At 67.1% G+C, this 17127-nt stretch carries 12 protein-coding genes and 1 pseudogene; 2 read left to right on the top strand and 11 right to left on the bottom strand.

Annotation, left to right across the window (positions count from 1 at the left end; all coding sequences use genetic code 11):
- Positions 1–418: 418 nt before the first annotated feature.
- The 4 genes from K3A85_RS16180 to K3A85_RS16165 all read right to left on the bottom strand — a co-directional run bounded on the left by K3A85_RS16180 (position 419) and on the right by K3A85_RS16165 (position 6932).
- Positions 419–1810, bottom strand: coding sequence for a uracil-xanthine permease family protein (locus tag K3A85_RS16180; protein WP_225207566.1), 1392 nt, complete (start codon positions 1808–1810; stop codon positions 419–421).
- 6 nt (positions 1811–1816) lie between these two features.
- Positions 1817–3175 (bottom strand): 8-oxoguanine deaminase, encoded by a 1359-nt coding sequence (locus tag K3A85_RS16175; RefSeq protein WP_225207565.1) that lies wholly within the window; start codon positions 3173–3175, stop codon positions 1817–1819.
- Between the two features lie 26 nt (positions 3176–3201).
- A complete protein-coding gene (locus tag K3A85_RS16170; protein ID WP_225207564.1) occupies positions 3202–4317 on the bottom strand; it encodes a purine nucleoside permease in 1116 nt (371 codons plus the stop codon).
- 80 nt (positions 4318–4397) lie between these two features.
- Positions 4398–6932, bottom strand: a complete 2535-nt coding sequence (locus K3A85_RS16165) for a TonB-dependent siderophore receptor (protein WP_225207563.1) — start codon at positions 6930–6932, stop codon at positions 4398–4400.
- Positions 6933–7499: 567 nt separating this feature from the next.
- On the opposite strand from K3A85_RS16165, the gene K3A85_RS16160 reads away from it, so the two are divergent.
- Complete coding sequence (locus K3A85_RS16160) at positions 7500–8435, top strand: LysR family transcriptional regulator (RefSeq protein ID WP_225207562.1); 936 nt, start codon at positions 7500–7502, stop codon at positions 8433–8435.
- Between the two features lie 101 nt (positions 8436–8536).
- Positions 8537–9067, top strand: coding sequence for a phosphoribosyltransferase (locus K3A85_RS16155; RefSeq protein ID WP_225207561.1), 531 nt, complete (start codon positions 8537–8539; stop codon positions 9065–9067).
- A gap of 3 nt (positions 9068–9070) precedes the next feature.
- On the opposite strand, the gene K3A85_RS16150 is transcribed toward K3A85_RS16155, so the two are convergent.
- The 7 genes and pseudogenes from K3A85_RS16150 to xdhA form a co-directional block, all read right to left on the bottom strand.
- The gene (locus tag K3A85_RS16150; RefSeq protein ID WP_225207560.1) at positions 9071–9691 is read right to left on the bottom strand and encodes a nucleoside hydrolase; all 621 of its coding nucleotides are present in this window, start codon (positions 9689–9691) and stop codon (positions 9071–9073) included.
- Between the two features lie 232 nt (positions 9692–9923).
- Positions 9924–10043, bottom strand: a pseudogene (locus tag K3A85_RS18080) (hypothetical protein); the annotation flags it as partial.
- A 125-nt stretch (positions 10044–10168) separates the two neighbouring features.
- Positions 10169–11185, bottom strand: a complete 1017-nt coding sequence (locus K3A85_RS16140) for an adenosine deaminase (protein ID WP_225207559.1) — start codon at positions 11183–11185, stop codon at positions 10169–10171.
- Positions 11182–12483, bottom strand: a complete 1302-nt coding sequence (gene guaD, locus K3A85_RS16135; protein WP_225207558.1) for a guanine deaminase — start codon at positions 12481–12483, stop codon at positions 11182–11184. Before guaD ends, K3A85_RS16140 begins: the two co-directional genes overlap by 4 nt.
- Complete coding sequence (gene xdhC, locus K3A85_RS16130) at positions 12480–13406, bottom strand: xanthine dehydrogenase accessory protein XdhC (RefSeq protein ID WP_225207557.1); 927 nt, start codon at positions 13404–13406, stop codon at positions 12480–12482. Before xdhC ends, guaD begins: the two co-directional genes overlap by 4 nt.
- Positions 13403–15715: a xanthine dehydrogenase molybdopterin binding subunit gene (gene xdhB, locus K3A85_RS16125; RefSeq protein WP_225207556.1), complete on the bottom strand. Its 2313-nt coding sequence runs from the start codon at positions 15713–15715 to the stop codon at positions 13403–13405. Before xdhB ends, xdhC begins: the two co-directional genes overlap by 4 nt.
- Entirely contained in the window at positions 15712–17127 is a 1416-nt protein-coding gene (gene xdhA / locus K3A85_RS16120; protein WP_225207555.1) for a xanthine dehydrogenase small subunit, read from the bottom strand. Before xdhA ends, xdhB begins: the two co-directional genes overlap by 4 nt.

Below are 17127 nucleotides of genomic sequence, written 5' to 3'. Positions count from 1 at the left end.
CCCGGACCGGGCGCCGTCGCCCACATGTCCCTTCATCTAAACCAACAATGTCAAAGAACCACTCAACCCCGTCCCATCCCCAGGCCAAAGGACCCGAAAGAGACAAAATCAGGCGGACAACCATCCCTCCCCGCTTTCTTGCGATCGGGGGAACCAGGTGTCCGTCCTATGTGGCGACCAGCTGAACCATCCCTTCGAAGCGTTTCGAAGCAGCGTCCCTGCCGGTGACGCCGCATATATGGAGGGGATTCTCTACCGTCAAACGGTTTTTGCAATTTTGTTGCGCGCCCTCCGAAACCCACGGTTTTCTGCGGCTTTTCCGCTTTCACCAGCTTTGCCGCGGCGCCGGCGCGGTCGAGAATCGGATAAAATACGATTCGGGAGGGGTGATTCCTGTCGGAATTGAAGCCCCGGAATCCTACACGGTCGCGGAAAGGACCGACGGCTCCTCGACATCCTCGGCGGTTGTCGCGGGCAGGACGAGATTGAGCACGAGTGCCAGGAATGCGGCGGGCAGGACGCCTGATGCGAGAAGGACCCTCGCCGTCTGCGGCAGGTGGGCGAGCGCTTCGGGTTCCAGCTGAAGCCCGAGCGCGAGGGACAGACTCACCCCGAAGACGAGCATGTTGCGCTGGTTCCACTCGACGGTGGCGAGCATCGACAGGGCCGCCGATGCCACCATGCCGAACATCACGATCACTCCGCCGCCGAGCACTTCGATCGGGATCGTGGTCACCAGAGCGCCGATCTTCGGCACCAGACCGCAGACGACGAGGAACACTGCGCCCAAGGTGACGACGTGCCGGCTCATCATCCCGGTGATCGCGATGAGACCGACGTTCTGGCTGAAGGTTGTGTTCGGCATCGCGCCGAACGCTGCGGCGAGCGCGGTGCCCACCCCGTCCGCGGCGACCGCGCCTTGCAGTTCGGCATCGCTCGCCCGGCGACCGGCCGTTCCCTCGCAGATCGCCTCGACATCGCCGATCGATTCGATCGAGGAGACGAAACCGGTCAGGATGAAGCCGATGACCGCGGAGGCCGAGATCGCGACACCGAACGGAAGCAACGTCGGCAGCATGGTCCAGTGTGCGTCGGCCACCGGGGCAAACGAGATACGCCCCATCGCGAAAGCCACGGCATAGCCCGCAAGCAGGCCGAGCAGCACCGAGGCGGTCGACCAGAAGCCGCGGGCGAAGAACTTGAGCGCGAGCGTGGCGAAGACGACGACGCCGGCGAGCAGCCAGCTCTGCGCCGCGCCGAAGGCCGGGGTGCCGATCGCGGGAACGCCGCCCGCCGAATACTGCACGCCGATCCGGACCAGCGAGAGGCCGATCATCAGCACGACGAGCCCGGTGACGAGGGGCGGGAGAGCGAAGCGGATCCGGCCGACGAAGCGGCTCAATCCGGCATGGACCAATCCGCCGACGAGCGCGGCGGTGAATAGCTCAGCCATCGCCGCAGTCCCACGCCCGGCGACGATCGGGATCATGATCGGAATATAGGCGAAGCTGGTTCCCTGAACGAGCGGCAGCCGGGCGCCGACCGGCCCCGCGCCCACCGTCTGCATCAGCGTGGCGAGCCCAGCGAAGAACATCGACATCTGGATCATGTAGATGAGTGGCGCGGGGTCCGCCGAGCCGAAGCCGAACCCGGCCGCTCCCGCGACGATGATCGGAGGCGTGAGATTCGAGACGAACATCGCCAGGACATGCTGGATGCCAAGCGGGATCGCAGTGGCATAACCGGGGAAATAGTCGGGATTGCGCCTCTGCTCGCGGGTGACGACGGCCTTGCGCTGAATTCCCGACATCGGCGGCTACTCCTGCATGAGCCGCGCGAGCGACGCTTGCGCGGCAGCGATGATGCGATGGCGCGAGGTGCGGACGAGATCGCCGTCACGGACCACCGCCCTCCCCTCGACGAACAGGTCGCGTACCTGATGAGGCGGTGCGAGAATGAGCGCGGCGACCAGATCCCACGCGCCGGTGGAGGCAGGCTGCGCCATGTCCCAGATCGCGAAATCTGCGCGGAGGCCCGGGCGCAGCTGGCCGAGGTCGCCACGGCCAAGAACCTCGGCGCCGCCGCGCGTAGCGATGTGCAGCGCCTCGCGCGCCGCCATCGCGCTCGCGCCACGCGTCGCGCGCTGGAGCAGCATGGCCTGCCGCGCCTCGCCGAGCAGATTTGCGGCGTCGTTGGAGGCCGAGCCGTCGACGCCGAGACCGACGCGAACGCCGGCATCGCGCATCGCGCGGACCGGCGCGATGCCCGAACCCAAACGGCAGTTCGAGCCCGGGCAGTGCGCGACCCCGGTCCGGGTCCGCGCGAAGAGGTCGATCTCGCCATGGTCGAGCTGGACGCAGTGGGCGTGCCAGACGTCCGGGCCGGTCCAGCCGAGTTCCTCGGCATATTGGCCGGGGCGGCAGCCGAACCGTTCGAGGCTGAAGGCGACGTCGTCGGTATCTTCGGCTAAGTGCGTATGCAGCATCACGCCCTTGTCACGCGCGAGGAGCGCCGCATCGCGCATCAGGCCCTGGCTGACGGAGAAGGGCGAACAAGGCGCAACGCCGATGCGGACCATCGCGCCTTCGGCGACATCGTGGAAGCGGTCGATCACGCGGATGCAATCGGCAAGGATTGCGTCCTCGCGTTCGACCAGGCTGTCGGGCGGCAGGCCGCCCATGCTTTCGCCGACGCTCATGCTGCCGCGGGTGGCATGGAAGCGCAGGCCGATCCCGGCGGCAGCGTGGATCGTATCGTCGAGGGTGACGCCGTTCGGGAACAGGTAGAGATGGTCCGAGCTGGTGGTGCAACCCGACAGCGCCAGTTCGGCAAGGCCCAGCTGCGTCGCGGCGAACATGTCGTCGGGCGTGTAGCGCGCCCAGATGGGGTAGAGCCGCTTGAGCCAGCCGAACAGCGAGGCCTCGGTCGCGCCGGGCAACGCGCGGGTAAGCGACTGGTAGAGATGATGATGGGTGTTGACGAGGCCCGGCGTGATCACGCAGCCGCGGGCGTCGATAATGTTGTCGGCGTCGGCGGCAAAGGGCGCCAGTTCGGCAGTCGTGCCGACCGCGACGATCACGCCATCGCGGAAGGCGAGCGCGCCATCGGGGATTTCGCGCCCGGCATCATCGATCGTGGCGACCACGGCAGCGTTGCGGATCAGCGTGAGCGCCATGATCGGGGATCCTCAGCCAGCCAGGCTCACTTGGGCGGCGCCTTTTCGTAGCGGTCCCAGTGGGCGGTGAGTTCATCGACCACCTTGCCTCCGACAAGATAGAGGTTTTCGAGCGCCGCGGTCATCCCGGCATAGCCCTGGTTTTCGGCAAGCAGATAGGGCGCCGGCGCGGTGCCCGGGGGCGGCATGGTGAAGTTGCTGCCGGCGCGCAGCACCATGACCCGGTTCCGATCGGCGCGGCCGATGCGCGTCAGATATTCGATCGACTGGAAGGTGCCGGTCTCCTCCATCGCCGAGGTCACGAACTCGCCCTGCCCGCGCGTCCAGAAGCGGGTCCAGTCGTTGGCCCAGTCGGTGAGCCTGGCGCCGTGCCAAAAGGTCATCGCGGCGAGGTTGTCGCCCTTCAGCACGAAGGGCGGCTTCTGCGCGTTGGGGTAGCCGGCATAGCGCGCCCTCGCCGCCGTGATCGCGGCGTCGTCGGGCAGCTTGATGGCCTTGGTCAGCTCGAAGGCCCAGTCGCGCAAGTGGGGATTGAGTTCGAACATCTCGCCATCGACCGGATCGAGCGGCGTAGGGTCGGACGGCCCCTTGCTGTGCAGGGCGAAGTAGCCGCTTTTCCAGTCGACCGGAATTTCGCGCGCATCGATTTCGTGCGCCATGTCGCCATCGACGAGGAAATGGGCCCAGGCCGCCGAGCCGACCGAGGCATCGGCGGGGTCGATCCCGGCGATGCCGGCAACCAGCCAGTACGCCCTCGACAGGTCGAGCCGCTCGTCGAGCCCGAGCGCAAGCGCCGCAGTGGCCGATCTGATCGAGCCCATGCCGGTGACGATGACCAGCACGCCGGTCTGCGGATCGTAGGCGAGATCGTGCCAGCCTTGCGGAAAGGGCAACCTGACGTCGAACTTGCGCCGCTCGTTCCACAACTGGAATTCGCCCGGCTTGTCGCCGCTGTCCCGACCGATTTCGAACATCGTGACGACGACGACGCGCACTGGCAATTTGGCGGCGCAGGGGCGCGCCGGCGCACAAGCCTTGACCGTGGCGACCAGCGCGGGAGAGGCGGCCGGGGTTGCGAGGCCGGGCGAAACCGTCGCGAACAGCGCGGCGGCAAAAACAAGGGCCCGGACCAGCAGGTGCATCGAGAAACCTCGGGAAGAGTAAGGCATCGCGGCGAATGGGGGCGCTCCTTGCAGAACGCCCCCTGCCCCGCGTCAGGACATCAGAACTTGTACTTGATCGAGGCCTGCCAGCTGCGCGGCAGCTCGGGCAGGACGTTCTGCGAGGCGTAGAGCTCGACGAAGTTCGCACGGAAGTAGCGCTTGTTGAGCGCGTTCTTCAGGTTGAAGCGGAACAGCCAGTGGTCGTTCTCGTAGCTGACGCCGAGGTCGACCAACTGGTAGGCGGGCAAACGCACGGTGTGCGGGTAGTCCGCCCAGACCGAGGGCACGAAACTGGCGCTGGCGGTCAGCGCCAGCCCGTTGTCGAAGCCATAGGAGGCCGTCCCCGAGAACAGGTCGCGCGGGATGCCAGGGCGTTCGGCCATGGACTTGCTGGTCAGCGCGACAAAACCGCTCGGCGCGCCGCCGAGCAGCAGGGTCGGGTCGATGCCGTTGGCCTTCGCATACTCCGAACCGGTGTAGTAGAAGAACGAGCCGCCGCCGTTGAGGAAGGCGAGGTTGACCACCTTGGTGTGGGTATAGGCGCCGGTGAGGAGCAGGTGCCTGTCGACCGACCAGCGGACTTCGGCTTCGACGCCCTTGGTCTCGATCGCCTGGTTCACGGTCAGCGAAGCGATCGAGTAGTCGGTGCGGGTCTGCTTGTAGACCGACAGCGCAGCGTAGAGCTTGTTGTCGAGCCAGCTGCCCTTGATGCCGCCTTCATACAGCTTCGACGCGGTCAGCCACTGGTGGCTGTAGACGTTGCTGATGTCCACCTCGGCGCCCTGGCCTGCGATGATCACCGACTGCTTCGAGATCGTTGCGTAGGGGACCAGGCCGAACGGGGCGCGGAAGTTGGCGCTTGCGCTCCACGACCAGGCGCCTTCGCTGTCGCGAACGGTCGCCGACCCCTTGGCGATGTTGGCCGGCGAGAGAATTGCCGGACGCGCGGCGTCGCTGAAGACGACGAACTGCTGGGTGAGATCCATCTTCGACAGCACTGCGGTCGAAGCGACGTCGATGTGGTCGTAGCGCCCGCCGAGGGTCAGATCGAGGCCGAAGTCGAAATCGAGATCGGCCAGCGCGCTGAACGAGGCGTCAGTGTAGTGCCCCTTGAAGTAGCTCGAATACTCCGAATCGGTCTGCGTCGAGAGCAGGCGGGTGGAATACTGATCGTAGCCCTTGGATACATCGACGCGGCTGAAATATTCGTAGCCGAAATCGTCGCCATGCTTGAACTTCGTGTAGCGAATGGCCGGCGCGACCTGGAACGAGAACTTGCCCGCGTCGGTGGTGAACTTCTTGCTGAACAGCAGCTTGTCTTCGATGACGTACGAGTCGGCGAACTGCGAGAAGCCATAGGCGTTCTCGTTGAGATTGGTGTAGCCGTCGTAGAAGAACTGGTTCTTGATCTCGAGGCTGTCGATGTCGCCCCAGGTGAGGTCGGCATAGGCGGTCTTGGCGATCGAGTTCAGCTTGTCGTTCGGACCGGTGAGCGTGTCACGGAAGCTGAGCTTGGTGGTGCCGACATTGGTGAGACCGAGATCCGGATAGCTTGCCTTGAGGCAGGCGTCGTTGAGGTTGGCCGAAGACAGGCCGCCGCCGCAGCCGAACGAACCGAACAGGCCGAGCCCCTTGCCCCCGTTGGCGGCGCGCGCTTCGCTCGGCGAGATCTTGCCGTCGCCATCGGTATCGAGCGGCTTTGCCTGACCAGTGATATAGGTGCCGTTGTCGATCAGGTCCTGCGTGACGCGGTTCCAGCCGCCGTTCTGCACGCCCTTGAAGTTGTCGTACATCCCGCCGAGTTCGAGCCGCAGGCCGGGCGCCAGATCGGTATCGATCGAGGCCTGCAGCAGCGTCCGGTGGGTGAAGACATAGCGGTAGTAGCTGTCGGAATCGTTCACTTCGCCGTAAAGGCTGAAGCCGAATTCCTTGTCGCCGATCTTGCCCGGCCCGACGACGCTCGCCGACAGGTCGTTTCCGTTCCAGGCGCTTCTTGTGTAGGTCATCTCGGCCTTGGGATCGGCGAGGAAGCCACCGTTCGCCGCACGGGCGGTCTTGGGCACGAAGTTGATGTAGCCGCCGGTCTTGGCCGGCCCCATGATCGGCGATGCGGGGCCGCGCACGATGTCGATACGGTCGGCCGCGCCGATCGGCGTCGGGTAGTTGCCCGGATTGTCGAGGCGGCGCATGCCGCGGAAGTAGGATTCGCCGGGCGTGCCGCGAATGTCGAGCGACCCCGAAACGCCGAAGAACGAATTGGTGAAGGTGCCCGGCGCCTGGGCGACGAGATCGTGAATGTCGGTGATGCCGAACCGCTCGATCTGCTCCTTCGACACTGTCGAAGCCGAACGCGGCGTCTCGACGAGATTCTTGTCGAAGCCGAAGATGGTGCCGACGTCCTTGAGCGGCAGCGCGTTGAGCGATCCGGTCACGACGATCTCTTCCTTCGGCTCGTCGGCCGGGGCTGGCGCCGGCGCGTCCTGAGCGAAGGCGGGCACCGTCATCGCGGTGCAGGCCATCAGGCCGGCGGCCAGCATGGCACGACGCAGACGCGCCTGCGCTGCGACGTCGGAAACGTGATTACGAACGGTCATTCCTTGAAACCCCCCTGTAGTTCGCGGCGCGGTCCGCTTTTGGCTCCGGCTGCGTGATTCGCTGCGATGCGCCTCTCTCCCCAAGCGCGTGCTGCCGGCCCTTCAACCATGCTGCAATGCGGCAATCCATAGGCCAGATATGCACATTTGAAACTTTTCTTTCAGTTGAGGCCCTGCTGCCACAGTGGTGACTTATTCGCTCGCGCGGCGAACCTGCCGCTCGCACCTGCAGCACGATCGGGCTTTCCCTTTTCCGCGAAAGGCTTGCGCCCGCCGATACGGAAGCCGCCTGCAGACCGCACCGGATGCGCAGGCCGCAGCGCAGTTCGACGATCGTTCCGCGTCGCTCGAGACGTGCCTTGCCTGCGCTTACCGGCCGGCCCGGCCAAGGTCAGCGAATCGGTGGTTCGTGCAACATCGCCTGCATTGGACATTGCCCGTTGATCGCCCCGCCGGTTCGCTGAAAGGCATTGTGAAATGCGTTGAAAAGACGCCTAAGGTCTTGACGCGTTGCCCGCAATTGCAATGATTTCCACGCTGCGTTGCAAAAAAGAGGTCGCCCCGGCGATGCCCGCGTTCTCGCGCTTTCTCCGCTATTTCATGGCCGTCGGCAGGCTCGGGTCGATCCGCAAGGCTGCAGACGAGCTCAACGTTTCGGCTTCGGCGATCGACCGCCAGATTCTCAACGCAGAAGCCGAACTCGGCATGCCGCTGTTCGAACGGCTGTCCACCGGGCTGAGGCTGACCGCAGCGGGCGAAATCATGATGGCCGCCGGCGGGCGCTGGCAGAAGAACCTGTCGGAAGTGCGGGGACAGATCGAGGATCTGCGCGGATTGAAGCGCGGGCACGTGGAAATCGCGATCATCGATGCGCTGGCGCGAGGCGTGGTGCCGCGTGCGCTCGCCGCGATCCAGAGCCGCTATCCCGGCATTTCCATCGCCGTGCGGGTCCGCGGGAACGACGCCGTGCGCCAGATGATCGCCAGCAACGCGGTGGACTTCGGCATCTTCTTCGATCCCGAATCGTATCGCGACATTACCGTGCACGCCTTTGCCGAGGTGCATCTCGGGTTCGTGACCCCGCTCGACCATCCGCTCGCCAGGCTCGATGAAGCACGCTTTTCCGCCTGCATCGGATCGCCGGTGGTCGTGCCGGCGCCGCCGCTGGCGGTGCACCAGCAGATCGCGGTGCTCGAAGGTACGACCCGCGCGCCGTTGGACAAGAAGTTCACCTCCGACGACATCCAGATGATCACGTCGTTGGTCCAGCAAGGTGGCGGCATCGGCATCCTCACGTCGCTCGACGTGATGACCGAGGTCCGCGCGCGGCACCTTGCCTTTACGCGGATCAGCGATCCCGTGCTGCGACCGATGACCCTGGCGCTATGCACCGCCGCGGCGCGCCCGCCGTCCTATGCCGCAGACATCGTGCTCGGCGAGATCCAGACCGCGTTTGCGCAGTTCGCCCTGCCCTTGCCCGAGCCGTCGGTGACCGGGCCCTAGCCGCGCCGACATTCCGATCGGCCGTGCCGCCATTGCCGAAAGCCCCGAAAATGGCTATCCGGGCGGCTTCCCCGCAATCGCTGACGGACCTTTACCAGGCCATGACCCATACTTCTGTCCCTGTTCTCAATTACATTGCCTACGAGGACTTCCTCGCCAAGGTGCGCGGGCTGTCCAAGGCTCTGGCAGGGGGAGCGTGGAAGCCTGACTTCATCATCGGCATCGGCCGGGGCGGACTGGTGCCCGCGGTCTACATCAGCCACGAGCTGCAGGTGCCGATGCTGTCGATCGACCATTCGTCGAAGGTTCCGGGCTTCGCCGACGAACTGCTCGGCAAGGTCGCGACCAAGTCGAGCGAGGGCACGCGCCTGCTGTTCGTCGACGACATTAACGACAGCGGCGGCACGATCGTCTACATCCGCAAGCTGCTCGCCGAGAACGGCTGCAACCCGGACAACCTGAAGTTCGCGGTGCTGATGGACAACATCCGCTCGCAGGCACGGGTCGATTATGCCGCCGAGACGATCGACCGCGCCGAGGACAAGCGCTGGTTCGTGTTCCCGTGGGAAGCGGTGATGACCGCCGAAACCCTGACCGAGGAAGCGCAGGCCGTTCCCGAACGCCTCGGCTGACGCCTAGCGCCGGGCGAGAATTCGCTCGATCAGCGCTTCCATCCTCGGCACGTCGACATGGCGGACGATGTCCGCGTGGCCCTCGTCCAATCCCGGGCGATAGGCATCGCGCCATGTCAGCATGTCGCCGTAGCCCGGGCCGAACTGGGTATCGAAGTCGTACCACAGCTGCTCCCGGTCGGTGACGAGTGCGGGGTCGAGCCAGACGGCGGCGGCGATCTCGTCCCACATCGGAAAGCCGGGCTCCATCCGCCGGACCATCGCCGCAACGGGCGGTCGCGCCGCCTTGGCAAGCCGATCGACGAGCGCCGGGCTCAGCTGCGTCGCGGTGGAGGGGTCGACCGGGACGATGGTCACCTTTGGCCAGGGGGCGTGGGCTACCATGCTCGCAGCTTCCGGATCGAAGCGAATGTTGAATTCGCGGCGCGGCGTGTTGACGAATTCGCGCGCGAAGTCGGCGGCGGCGCGGTTGTCGAGCGTCTGGCGCGGATTGAGGCTGCCGCCCATGACCACGAGTTCCTTGACCAGCGCCGCGAATTCCGGATCGAGCCGCTGGGCCAGCGCAAGGTTGGTCAACGGCCCGCAGGCCATGATCGTGATCTCGTGCGGATGTGCGTGGACCATGCGCCATGAACGCCGCCGCAGGCTCGGCGAGCGGCTTGAGCTCGGCATTGCCCCAGGGCAGGTCGACCGGATCGAACGGCCCGTGATAGGGCGGCGTCGATTGCGCGGTGGGCTCGGCCCACTGCTTCATGAACGCGCCCTTCCACGTGAGCTTGCCGTAAAGCGCCTCCCACCGCTCGGTCCGCGCTTCGGAATTGAGCAACGGGAAGGTCGCACCCTGCGCCACCGGCACCTTGTCATGTCCCGTCAGTTCGAGCCCGCGCAGCGCCATGGCGGTGGCGCGATTGGCCCAGACATTGCCCGAAACGCTGGTGACGCCGACGACGTCGGTGCCGGCATCCTCCAGCAGCATCAAGTGCATCAGCGCGAAGCCTTCGTCGTCGATGATGACCTTGCGGCGCGCCTCTTGCGCCTCCGCGGGAGAAAGGGCGACGAGGAACAGCGCGAGAGCGACGAACAGGCGGCGCATGGAACTCCTCAGGTCGCCTGCGCCGCGTAGGCGTCGAGGTCGGCAAGGTGACGGTCGATGGCCTCGGACGGAAGGAACGAGCCGGTGAAGCTGTTGCGCGCGAGCTGGATCAGGGCATCGCGGGACAGCCCGCGCGCCTGTGCAACCGCGCGATAGTTGTCCGCGACGTAGCCGCCGAAATAGGCGGGATCGTCCGAATTGATCGTCGCCTTCAGCCCTGCGGCGAGCATGCGGTCGATCGGGTGATCGGCAAGGTCGCCCACCACGCAGAGCTTGTGGTTGGAGAGCGGGCAGACAGTGAGCGTCATGCCCTCTGCCGCCAGGCGGCGCACCAGCGCGGCATCCTCCAAGGCCCGGTTGCCGTGGTCGATGCGATTGACGTGAAGAAGGTCGAGCGCCTCGTAGACATAGGCAGGCGGCCCTTCCTCACCGGCATGCGCGACGAGCTTGAGGCCCTTGGCGCGCGCGGCGGCAAAGACGCGCGCGAACTTGGACGGCGGATGGCCGACTTCGGAGCTGTCCAGCCCCACGGCGGCGATCCGGTCGAGCCACGGTTCGGCCATGGCCAGCGTCTCGAACGCGGCCTCTTCGGACAAGTGGCGCAGGAACGACAGGATCAGCGCGCTGGTCAGGCCGTGCTTGGCTTCCGCCTCGGCCATGGCGGACAGCAGCCCTTCGATCACGGTGGCAAAGGCAATGCCACGATCGGTGTGGGTCTGCGGATCGAACATGATCTCGGCATGGCGCACGCCATCAGCCGCCGCCCGGTCGAAGTAGGCCATGGCGAGGTCGTGGAAGTCGGCCGCGGTCACCAGCACGCTCGCCCCGGCGTAGTAGATGTCTAGGAAATCCTGGAGGTTGGAAAAGGCATAGGCCGCGCGGACATCCTCGACGCTGGCGTAGGGGATGGTCACGCCGTTGCGCTCGGCCAGCGCGAACATCAGTTCGGGTTCGAGGCTGCCTTCGATGTGCAGGTGGAGTTCGGCCTTGGGCAGGCCGGCGATGAAGCGGTCGAGGTCGGTCATGGCGCTGATCCTAGCGCATCGCGGTCCCATGCGCAGCGGCCGAGCACGTAGGTCCGGCGCACGGTGCGGTCATCGCCCAGCACCTGCATGGCGAACAGCCGTTCGGCGAGGCTCGCCCCCGCAGTGCGGCGCGCGAGCAGCGGCGTGGCGCGATCATCGAGCACGACGAAATCAGCCTCCTGCCCTTCCGCAAGGGTGCCGACCTTGTCGTCGATGTGCAGCAGCCGGGCGCTGCCCCCCGTCGCGAGCCAGAGCGCGCGGAAGGGATCGAGCCGATAGCCCTTGAACAGCCCTGCCTGATAGGCTGCGCCGCCGTTGTGGAGCAGCGACAGGCTGGTCCCCGCACCGATGTCGCTGCCCAGGCCCAGTCGCACCTTGTGGACTTCGGCCTGCGCGAAATCGAACATGCCCGAACCGAGGAAGAAGTTCGAAGTGGGGCAGACCGCGATCCCCGCCCCGCTTTCGGCCAGCCGGGCGCAGGAGCGATCGGGCAGGTGGACCCCATGCGCGAAAACCGACCGGTCTGTGACCAGGCCGAACCGGTCATAGGCATCGAGGTAGTCGGCGGCATCGGGAAAGCGCTCGGCGACTTCGGCGATCTCGCGCGCGTTTTCCGCCAGGTGAGTGTGGAGCAGGACGCCGGGATGATCGGCCAGCAGGCGTCCGGCGATTGCCAGTTGTTCGTCGCTCGATGTCAGGGCGAAGCGCGGGGTCACGGCGTACGTCAACCGGCCCCTGCCATGCCACTTCGCGATCAGCGCCTCGCTTTCGGCCAGCCCGCTTGCCGGATCGTCGCGCAGCCCTTCGGGGCCGAGGTCCATCAGGACCTTGCCACAGGCCATGCGCAAATTGCGCCGCTCGGCGGCCGCGAAGAAGGCCTCGACCGAAGTGGCATGTACGGTTGCGAAGACCAGCGCGCTGGTCGTGCCATGGCGCAGCAGCTCGTCGAGGAAGGCGTCGGCCACGGTTGCCGCGTGGTCCGGGTCGGCGAAAGCCTTCTCGGCAGGGAAGATATGCCGGTCGAGCCAGTCGAGCAGCTGTTCGCCATGGCTGGCGATGCGGTCGAGCTGGGGATAGTGGACGTGCGCGTCGATGAAGCCCGGGACGATCAGGCCGGGCAAATGTTCGACTTCCACCCCGGGAAAGCGCGGCAGGACCTCGCCAGCCTGCCCACGCGCCACGATAAAGCCGTCCTCGATGACCAGCACGCCGTCCAGATCATGGCGCAGCGCGTCTGGCGCTTCGGCCGCATCGTGGGCAAGGCTGAGGATCTCGCCGCGATAGGCGTGAAAGGTCATGCCGCTTCCCTAGCCCGCATCTGCAGCAGCTGCGCGAGTACGGCGATGGCGATGACGTCCGGCTCCTTGCCGGTCACGCCGGGGAGGCCGATCGGGCAGGTCAGCCGCCCGCGCGCCGGTGCGGACACGCCATCGCGTTCGAGCCGCGAGAGAAAGCGGGCGCGCTTGGTCATCGAACCGATCAGCCCGGTGAAGGCGACCGGCGGGCGGGCCAGCGCCGCGCGGGTCAGGCGGTAATCGAGCCCGTGATCGTGCGTCAGGATGACGATGGCGGCATCCTCGGGCGCTTCGGCCACGCATTGTTCGATATCCGATTCGGGCACGATGGCGACGCCGTCGATCGTTTCGAACAGGGGGCGGGTATCGAACCAGGCGAGCCGGACGGGCAGTCCGGCGGCGTGGCGGGCGATCGCCTGCCCGACATGGCCAGCGCCAAACAGGTAGAGCGGGCGGCGATAGGTGCCGATGGTTTCGGCAAGCCGCGTGCCTTCCCGCGGCCGGTCGCCTCGCGCCGAGAGCGCAACAGCAGGGCCGCCGTCGACCAGCCGCTCGATCCGGCCCGGCTTGAGCAGGCTGACGAGCGTGCGCCCCTCCGAGGCATTCGCGAGCCAGCCGAGCGCTTCGCGGTCGAGGTGTTCGACCAGCACGCGCACGCGGCCGCCGCAGCACTGGCCGAGCAGCGGCCCCAGCGGATAGTCCTGCACCCGCCATGTGCCAGGCGCGTGGGCCAGGATCGCACGCGCCTGTTCGATCACGCGCAGTTCGAGCGCGCCGCCGCCGATCGTGCCGTATTCGGCGTGCGCGGTCACAACCATGCGCGTGCCCGCGCCGCGCGGCGCGGAGCCTTCGGTCGCGAGCACGCTGACCAGCGCCACCGGTTCGACAGACGCGTGATCGCGGATATGGACGAGCCAGTCGATCACGCAGGCCGGTGCCGTGCAAGCGCGTGCAGGACTGCCTCGGGCGTGGCCGGGGCATCGAGCGGCGGGAGGTCCGCCTTGTCGGGCGCGGTGGCAGCAATCGCGGCGGAGATCGCGCAGAATACCGAGTTCGCCAGCATCAGCGGGGGCTCGCCTACCGCCTTCGAGCGGTGGATGGTGGGCTTCAGGTTCTCGCCGTCCCACAGATCGATGCGCAGCCGCTTGGGCCGGTCGCTGGCCGTCGGGATCTTGTAGGTGGCGGGCGAATGGTTGAGTAACCGCCCTTTGGCATCCCATTCGACCACCTCGGTGGTCAGCCAGCCCTGACCCTGGACGAAGCCGCCTTCAATCTGGCCCCGGTCGATCGCGGGATTGAGCGAGCGGCCGACATCGTGGAGGATGTCGACGGCAAGGACCTTGTGCTCGCCTGTCAGCGTATCGACCACCACTTCGCTCACCGCCGCGCCATAGGCGAAGTAGTAGAACGGGCGGCCCTTGTGGCTCGGGCGGTCGTAGGCGATGTCGGGCGTGGTGTAAAATCCGGTCGAGGACAGCGAAATGCGCCCGAGGTGCGCACGCCGGGCGGCATCGCCGAACGGGATCGTCTCGCTCCCGACGACAACCTCGCCCCCGGCGAAGCGCACGTCGTCCGGGGCGCAGCCGTGGGCGCCGGCAAGGAAGGTGGCCATGCGTTCCCGGATCGCCATCGCCGCGTTGTGCGCCGCCATGCCGTTGAGGTCGGCGCCCGAAGAGGCGGCCGTCGCCGATGTATTCGGCACCTTGTCGGTGCGCGTGGCGGTGATGCGCACTTGCGCCACGGGCACGCCGAAAGCGTCGGCGACGATCTGCGCGACCTTGATGTAGAGCCCTTGCCCCATCTCGGTCCCGCCGTGGTTCACCTGGATCGAACCGTCGGCATAGACGTGGACCAGCGCGCCCGCCTGGTTGAGGTGGGTTGTCGTGAAGCTGATGCCGAACTTCACCGGGGTGAGCGCGATGCCCTTCTTGAGCACCGGGCTGCCCGCATTGAACGCCGCAATCGCGGAACGGCGCGCATCGTAGTCCGAGGTTTCGCGCAGGCGGCCGATCAGTTGCGGCGCAATGTTGTCCTCAACCGGCATGCCATAGGGCGTGACGTCGCGCCCCGGCCCGTAGAGATTGCGCGCCCGCACCGCCAGCGGATCGAGCCCCAGCCGCGCGGCGACGTGATCGCACACGCGCTCGATCGCCAGCATCCCCTGCGGCCCGCCGAACCCCCGGAAGGCGGTGGCGGAGACGGTGTTGGTCTTCAGCCGTTCGGACAGGATCTCGACGTCGGGCAGGAAATAGCAGTTGTCGGCATGGAACATCGTCCGGTCATTGATGCCCGGCGACAGGTCCATCGTCGCGCCGCACCGCGCCGAAAAGCGCAGCCGGACCGCCAGCAGGCGGCCTTCGCCATCATATCCCGCTTCGTAGGCGACCTCGAAATCGTGGCGCTTGCCGGTGACGATCATGTCGTCATCGCGGTCGCAGCGGAACTTGGCAGGGCGGCCGGTGTGGTGGGTGACCAGCGCGGCGGCAGCGGCGAACAGGGCGGCCTGGCTTTCCTTGCCGCCGAAGGCGCCACCCATCCGCCGCACTTCGACCGTCACATCGGCACTGGGCTTGTTCAGCAGGTGGGCGACGAGATGCTGCACCTCGCTCGGGTGCTGGCTTGAACTGACGACATGGATCTGCCCGTCCTCGCCGGGGCGGGCGAGGCCGATCTGCCCTTCGAGATAGAAGTGGTCCTGCGCGCCGATGCGCAACGTGCCCGACAGCCGGTGCGGCGCGGCAGCGAGCGCGGCGGCCGCATCGCCCTGCGCCATGCGCTGGTCCGCCTCGATCCGGCTGCCTTCGGCGCGGGCCCGGTCGACCGTCACCATCGGCGGCAGCGGCTCATAGGTGATCTTGCCCAGGCGCGCCGCCTTGCGCGCGGCAAGGCGGCTGGTCGCGGCGACGAGGAACACCGGCTGGCCGTGGCTGATGACTTCGCCATCGGCGAGGACGCGGTCGTCGTGCGCGATCGGGCCGACGTTGTTCTCGCCCGGAATGTCGGCCGCGGTGTAGACCGCGACGACGCCGGGGAAGGCGCGGACTTCGGACAGGTCCATCCCGGTGATCCGCGCCCGCGCTTCGCCGGAAAGGCCGAAGGCGAGGTGCAGCATGTCCGCTGGTTCAGGCTCGTCATCGGCGTAGCGGGCGAGGCCGGCGACATGAAGATGCGCGCTGTCGTGCGGGTTGGAAGGCTTGGTCTCGACCGGCCAGAGCGGTGCGGCTTCGGCGTTCATCCGGCGATCTCCAGCACCGAGACGGCCACGCCCTGTTCGCGATGCCACAGCCGCCACAGCAGCGCCCTGGCGGCTTCGACGCGATAGGCGGCGCTGCCGCGAACGTCGGTCAGCGGCGCAAAGTCTTCGCCCAGCGCAGCGGCGGCGGACGCGATGGTCGCTTCGTCGAACGGCTGGCCCACCAGCGCCGCCTCGCAGGCGGGCGCGCGCCGCGGCGTCGCGGCCATGCCGCCGAAGGCCACGCGCGCGGCGACGACCGTGCCCGCCTCGACGGTCAGTGCAAACGCGCCGAGCACCGCAGTGATGTCGCTGTCGAAGCGGCGCGAAAGCTTGGAAATGTGCACGCGCGTAGCCGCACCGGGGCGCGGCACGAACACGCTTTCGACGTATTCGCCCCCGCGGCGATCCTGCTTGCCGTAGCCGAGGAAATAGTCCTCGAGCGCGATCGTCCGGCGCCCTTCGGGCCCGCGCAGGGTCAGTTCGGCGCCGAGCGCGATCAGCGCGGGCGGACCATCGCCGATCGGCGAGCCATTGGCGATATTGCCGCAGACGGTCGCCGAATTGCGCACCTGCAAGCCGCCGATGCGGCGGACGAGCTCGCCAAGGTTAGGGTGCAGCCGCGCCAGCGCCGGATGGGCCTCGGCATAGCGCACGCCTGCGCCCAGCCGCGCGCCCGCGTCGCTCTCTTCGATGGCCCTCAGGTCTGCCACATCGCTGATGAAGACCAGCGTATCGAGTTCGCGCAGGCCCTTGGTCACCCACAGCCCGACATCGGTCGCCCCGGCCACGATCCGCGCTTGCGGGTGTTCGGCCAGCAGAGCGGCGAGTTCGTCCGACGAGCGAGGAGCGAACCAACGGCGCGCGCCGAAGACGCCGCTCGCGTCATCTGCGCCAAGCGCCCGCAGCGCGGCCAGCGTCGCGCTGTCGTCCTGTGCCAGGCTCGCGACCTTCTCGCCCGCTTCGAGGATCGGACCATAGCCGGTGCAGCGGCACAGGTTGCCGGCGATCACGTCCGCCACCGGCAACTCGCAACCGAGCGCGCCGATCGCGCGGCCGTGCAGCGACATGACGAAGCCCGGCGTGCAGAAGCCGCACTGCGACGCGCCGTTGCCGGCCATGCAGGCTTGCAGCGGGTTAAGACTACCGCCGCGCGACAGGCTCTCGACCGTCATCAGCGCCTTGCCGTGGATCATCGGCAGGAACAGGATGCAGGCATTGACCGCGCGCCATGCGACCCGCTCGCCCGCCGCTTCGCCGACGAGCACGGTGCACGCGCCGCAATCGCCTTCGGCGCAGCCTTCCTTGGTGCCGGTGCGGCGCAGCGGTCCGCGCAGATATTCGAGCAGGGTCCCGGTCGGATCGGGCTCGGCGATTTCCACCACCTGCCCGTCGAGAACGAAGCGCACCGCCAT

The sequence above is a fragment of the Novosphingobium huizhouense genome, assembly GCF_020179475.1.
In the GTDB taxonomy this organism is placed as follows: Bacteria; Pseudomonadota; Alphaproteobacteria; order Sphingomonadales; family Sphingomonadaceae; genus Novosphingobium; species Novosphingobium huizhouense.
This window is presented reverse-complemented; position numbering and strand designations above follow the sequence as displayed.